The 5,598-nt window shown below is 76.6% G+C and carries 4 protein-coding genes and 1 pseudogene; 2 read left to right on the forward strand and 3 right to left on the reverse strand.

Annotation, left to right across the window (positions count from 1 at the left end):
- A partial coding sequence (locus HCN52_RS21320; RefSeq protein ID WP_168090072.1) for a ThiF family adenylyltransferase occupies nucleotides 1-1,247 on the reverse strand: 1,247 nt, incomplete at its 3' end.
- A 353-nt stretch (nucleotides 1,248-1,600) separates the two neighbouring features.
- Here HCN52_RS21320 and HCN52_RS21325 point away from each other — a divergent pair.
- Nucleotides 1,601-2,197: a M48 metallopeptidase family protein gene (locus tag HCN52_RS21325; protein ID WP_168090073.1), complete on the forward strand. Its 597-nt coding sequence runs from the start codon at nucleotides 1,601-1,603 to the stop codon at nucleotides 2,195-2,197.
- A gap of 75 nt (nucleotides 2,198-2,272) precedes the next feature.
- Here HCN52_RS21325 and HCN52_RS21330 read toward each other — a convergent pair.
- Nucleotides 2,273-2,794, reverse strand: a pseudogene (locus tag HCN52_RS21330) (NUDIX hydrolase); the annotation flags it as partial.
- Complete coding sequence (locus tag HCN52_RS21335; protein ID WP_168090074.1) at nucleotides 2,791-4,296, reverse strand: zinc-dependent metalloprotease; 1,506 nt, start codon at nucleotides 4,294-4,296, stop codon at nucleotides 2,791-2,793. The gene HCN52_RS21335 and the pseudogene HCN52_RS21330, both read right to left, overlap by 4 nt.
- A gap of 209 nt (nucleotides 4,297-4,505) precedes the next feature.
- Between HCN52_RS21335 and HCN52_RS21340 the strand changes: the two genes are divergently transcribed.
- Nucleotides 4,506-5,598, forward strand: a 1,093-nt coding sequence (locus HCN52_RS21340; RefSeq protein ID WP_168090075.1) for an NAD-dependent epimerase/dehydratase family protein, incomplete at its 3' end; no start/stop codon positions are given.

Genomic DNA, 5,598 nt, shown 5'->3' on the forward strand with positions numbered 1-5,598 from the left:
GGCTCACCCACCCTGCGATCGGCCCGGCCCGGGACCTCCCGGCCGGGCCGTCCCCGTGGTGGCACCCGCTGCTCGGGCGCCCGCCGCTGCTCCGGGACCCTCGCCGCCCCGTCGTGCTCCGCGGCCGCCGTTCCCCGCCGTTCGGGACGGTGCCCGGCCTCGGCCGTCCGCCCCGCCCCGTCGGCGCCTCCCGCCGCGGCGGCCGCACCGCACGGGCACTCCGGGTGGGGGAGGACGTCCTCGCGCCGCATTTCCAGCGTGGGGAGCGACAGCTCGCTGCGCACTCCCGCGGGCGTGGAGGCCGGGTCGTCGAGGTAGGCGAGGGCGGTCGCCGCAGCCAGGCCCGCGACGGCCACCGCCAGCGCGGCGTCGCAGGCCGGCACCCCCGGGGTCCGGGCGTTCCGCCACTGTCCGACCAGGAGCGGCCAGCTGGGCTCGCGCCGGGTGCGGTGGCGCAGCAGGCACTCCGCGCAGGCCGAGACGCCGGGCAGCACCAGGGGGCCCACGAAGCCGGTGGCCTCCACGACCCCCGCGTAGAGGTGCGGCACCTCCCCGTCCATGGCGGAGGCCGCGGGATCGGGGTCCGGTACGTAGGCCCGCACGCCGTCCCGGGGTGCGAGGACCACCAGCCGCGCCCCTTCGGGCCGACGGCCGCGGTCGGCGTCCGACCGCCACGGCTGGGCGGCGCGCACCACCGCGCGGGCGGCGCCGTCCCTGCGGCGGCCGGTGTACCCGGCCGGAATGCCGCCGGGCGCGGTGTCCGCCGGTTCGACCCGACCGCCGTCCACCACCTCGACCCGCCCGACGCCGGCCTGGGCCAGGGCGACGGCCAGGCCGGCTCCGACCCGGCCGGCGCCGCGGACCTGCACGCGTGCGGCGCGGCGGGCCTCCAGCCTGCCCAGCCCGCCGCCGGGCTCGTGGGTCAGCAGCGACTGCGCCGCGAGGTCGGGGCGGAGCCGCTCACTGATCCGGGCCGCCGCCGCCCGGTCCGCGGTCGCGTCCTCCAGCAGGCCGGCATCGGCCAGCCTCCGCGCGACCCGGTCCGCCGCACCCGGCGGCATGCCGAGGCGCCCCGCCGCCGCGCGGAGCGCGGGCAGCCCGCGGGTGCCGTCCAGCAGGGCGAGGAAGGTCTCGGTGGCGGAGTCCAGGGGCCCCAGCAGCACGGCGTGCGGCGGCGTCACCCCGAACCGCACGGTCTGTCGGTCCTGCCAGCCGCGGCGCAGCGCGGGCTTGATCATCGGATGCATGGCGTCCCCCCGGATCTGCGGGGCGCACGCCCCGCCGTCGTCGTCACCCGGGCGTTCGCACCGCCCGTCGAGCGCACCCCGTGTTGCTCACGGTGCCCAATTGGTCACGCACCGGATCATGCCGGATGGTCGGGGGTGTGCGCCGAGCGTTGTCCACAGGGGGTGGCGTTGGTCATATCGCGGGATGATCGGCGCCTCAGGCCCGCCGGTGCCCGCTTCCCCGAAAACCCCTTAACGGAGCGGAAGGGGCCTGGTCCGACAAATCTCATAAATAGTGCGCCCGGGGGAGGCGTGGCGGCCCGGTGCGGCCCGTGGCCACGACTTTTGTCCGTGGATGGGGGTACCTTCGAAAGGTGCCCGCCGACCCCCTCCAGCGTGTTGGCCCGCCGCAGCGCACCGCCGCGACGGGACACTCCCGGACGGCCGCGCCCCCCGACGGCCCGGTGGAGGTCCGCCGCAGCTCACGTCGGCGTCGGACGGTCTCCGCCTACCGCGAGGGCGGCCGCACGATCGTGCTGATCCCGGCCAGGATGTCCGAGGAGGAAGAGCGCCGCTGGGTCTCGGTGATGATGGAGAAGCTCGCCGCCCAGGAGCAGCGCCGGCACCTCGACGACGCGGCGCTCGCCGCCCGCGCCGAGCAGCTCTCCGCCCGCTACCTCGCCGGCCGGGCGGTGCCCCGGACCGTCCGCTGGGTCACCAACCAGCAGAGCCGGTGGGGCTCCTGCACCCCGGCGGCCGGGTCGATCCGGCTCTCCCACCGCCTCCAGGGCATGCCCGAGTACGTGCTGGACTACGTCCTGCTGCACGAACTCGCCCACCTGCTGGTCCCCGGCCACGGGCCGGGCTTCTGGCGCCTGCTGGAGGACTACCCCCACACCGACCGGGCGCGGGGCTTCCTGGAGGGCGTCGTGGCCGCGGAACGGCTGCCCCACATCCCCGGCGCCGACTGACCGGCTCCGGCTCTGCGGATCCCCGGCGCCGCATCCGCCCGCCCCACGCGCCCGGCTCCGCCATCCACACGTCCGCAGCCGCACGCGCGCCCGTGCCGCGAGGCGGACCACCGAGCCGTCGGCCACCCCCGCGACCTCGTCGAAGCCGAACCACCGGAGGTCCGCCGACTCCTCGCTCCGCCGGGCCTCGGCCCCGCGCGGCGCGATCGCCACGTACTGCACGTCGAGGTGGACGGCGCAGGGCGTGAGGTGCCGGTCCAGCGCCACCGGCTGCTCCAGCAGCCGCAGCCCCGGGATACCGGACTCCTCGCTCGCCTCCCGCAGTGCCGCGCCGGCCAGCGAGGTGTCACCGTCCTCGCAGTGGCCGCCGGTCTGCAGCCACATGTCGAGCTTGGCGTGCAGGGTGAGCAGCACCTGCTCGCGTTCCGGGTCCACCACCAGCGCGGAGGCGGTGAGGTGGCCGGCCGCGCACTCCCGGCGCATCGCGTCCGGGTGGGACGCCAGATGGTCACGGTACGCGTGGCGCAACCGGTGCTGCCCCTCGTCCGGGGCCTGCCACCGCTCCAGTACCCGGGAGGCGTCCCGGTGCAGGCTCATGCGCCGCGTCCCGCGGTGCCGTCGCCGTCCTGGTCGTCGCCGTCCTCGCCGCCGTCGTCCCCGCGCCGCTCCTCACCGCGCGCACCGCCCTCGCGCGGGCCGCCCGCCTCCGATTCGCCGTCCGCGCCCTGCTCGCCCGCGGCGGCGGAGCCCAGCAGCTTGTCCAGCTCCGAGAAGTCGGTCTGCTCGCGGTGGACGAACCCGTCGGGGTCGTCGAGGTCCCCGGCGGTGGGCAGCAGGTCCGGGTGGGACCAGAGGGCGTCCCGGCCCTCGGTGCCCCGGGCGTCGGCCAGCGAGGCCCACAGCCGGGAGGCGTCCCGCAGCCGCCGCGGGCGCAGCTCCAGCCCGACCAGACTGGCGAACATCTGCTCCGCCGGGCCACCGGACGCGCGGCGCCGCCGCAGCGTCTCCCGCAGCGCGTCCGCGGACGGCAGGTGGCCGGAGGCGGCGGCGTGCACCACCGCGTCCACCCACCCCTCGACCAGGGCGAGTGCGGTCTCCAGCCGCGCCAGCGCCGCCTTCTGCTCGGGGGTGTCCTCCGGCTGGAACAGTCCCTGCTGGAGCTTCTCCTGCAGCTCCTCGGGGCGCGAGGGGTCGATCTGGCCGACCATGTCCTCCAGCCGGGAGCTGTCGACCTTGATCCCGCGGGCGTAGCCCTCGACCGCGCCCAGCAGGTGGGAGCGCAGCCACGGCACGTGCTCGAAGAGGCGCTGGTGCGCGGCCTCCCGCAGCGCCAGGTAGAGCCGCACCTCCTCCAGGGGGACCCCGAGGCCCTCGCCGAAGGTGTCGATGTTGGCCGGCAGCAGCGCCGCCTTGCCGGCCGGGCCGAGCGGCAGCCCGACATCGGTGGCGCCGAGGACCTCGCCGGCGAGCGTGCCCACCGCCTGCCCGATCTGGGTGCCGAACATCGCGCCGCCCATGGAGCGCATCATGCCGAGCAGCGGTCCGGCCATGGCCTGCATCTCCGACGGCAGCACCTCGCCCATGGCGTTGCCGACCCGCTCCGCCACCGGGTCGACCAGCTTCCGCCACACCGGGAGGGTCGCCTCGACCCACTCGGCGCGGCTCCACGCCACCGCCGAGGACGCCCCGGAGGGCAGCGTGGTGACACCGTCCAGCCAGAGGTCCGCCAGCCGGACGGCCTCCGCCACCTTGGCGTGGTCCTGCCCACCGACACTGCGGTCGGCCGTGCCGCCGGAGTCGCCGCGGGCCACGGTCTGCCGGGCGACGTCGCGGGCGAGGTCCCAGTTCACGGGCCCGCCGTCGTAGGAGAGCATCTGGCCCAGCTGCTGGAAGGCCGCGCCGAGATCGGCCGGGCTGCCGGTGCCGCCGGGGCCGCCGGGTCCGCCGAGGCCGAAGGAGCCGAACATGGCCTCCAGCGGGTTCTGCGGTCCGCCGCGGCCGGGGCCGCCGGCCTCACCCTTGCCCTCGCGCTTGTTCTTGCCGGACTCGTCGTCACCGGGCTCCTCGGGGAGGCCGAATCCGAAAGGGGTCTCGCTCACGAAGAAAACCTCGGCTCTGTGTGTACGGACGGACGGTCGCGGGCGGCGCCGCCGGGGCCGGTCGCGAGCAGCGTCCCGGCCCTGCGCACCGGAGTGACCCCGGGGAATCACCGGAGCGCAAACCGGGGCTAGTCCCTCCAGCCTAGACACCTCTCAGGCAGGATGGGGGCTACGCCTGTCGTATCAGAGACAACCACTGGAGAGATCCTGTGAGTTCCCCGGAGCCCATCGTTCGCGCAGCGCGAAACGACGCCGCGGCCCCGCTGACCATCGCCGTGACCGGCGCGGCCGACGGTGTCGGCGCCCTGTTCACCGAGCGGATCGCGGCGGTCCCCGGCGTGCGGCGGGTGCTCGCGCTGGACGAGCGCGCCGGCGAGACCGAGGACGTCGAGTGGCACACCCTCGACGTCCGCGACCCCGCCATCGCCGACCGGCTGCGGGGCGACGGCGAGTCGCCCCCGGTCGACGTCGTCGTCCACCTCGCCCTCGACCTGGGGCTGGACTCGGACCCCGCCGCGCGCAGCGCCTACAACGTCCGCGGCACCCAGACCGTGCTCACCGCAGCCGCGGCCGCCGGGGTGCGGCGCGTGGTGCTGTGCACCTCGGCCATGGTCTACGGCGCGCTCGCCGACAACGACGTACCGCTCTCGGAGGACGCCGACCTCCGTGCGACCGCGGACGCCGGCGGGGTCGACGACCTGCTGGAGATCGAACGGCTCGCGGAGCGGGCGCCCCACGCCCACCCCGGCCTCACCGTCACCGTGCTCCGCCCCGCGGTGGTCGTCGGCGGCGGCGCCGACACCGCCCTCACCCGCTACTTCGAGTCGCCGCGGCTGCTGGTGGTCGCCGGCTCCCAGCCGCGCTGGCAGTTCTGCCACGTCGAGGACCTCGTCTCGGCCCTGGAGTACGCGGCCCTGGGGCGGGTCGAGGGGCCCGTCTCCGTCGGGTGCGACGGCTGGCTGGAGCAGGACGAGGTGGAGGAGCTCTCGGGAATCCGCCGGATGGAACTGCCGTCCGCCGTCGCGCTGGGAGCCGCCTCCCGGCTGCACCGGCTCGGGCTGACCCCCTCCCCGGCGGGCGACCTCGCCTACACGATGCACCCCTGGGTGGTGAGCGGCAGCCGGCTGCACGCCGCCGGCTGGCGGCCGCGCTGGAGCAACGAGGACGCCCTCGCCGCGCTGCTGGAGGAGGTCGCCGGGCGGCACACCGTCGCCGGCCGCCGCCTCGGCGCCAAGGACGCCGCCACCACGCTCGGCGCCGCCGGTGCCACCGTCGCGCTGGTCGGCACGGCCGCCCTGGTGC

This window comes from Streptomyces bohaiensis (assembly GCF_012033785.1).
Classification (GTDB): domain Bacteria; phylum Actinomycetota; class Actinomycetes; order Streptomycetales; family Streptomycetaceae; genus Streptomyces; species Streptomyces bohaiensis.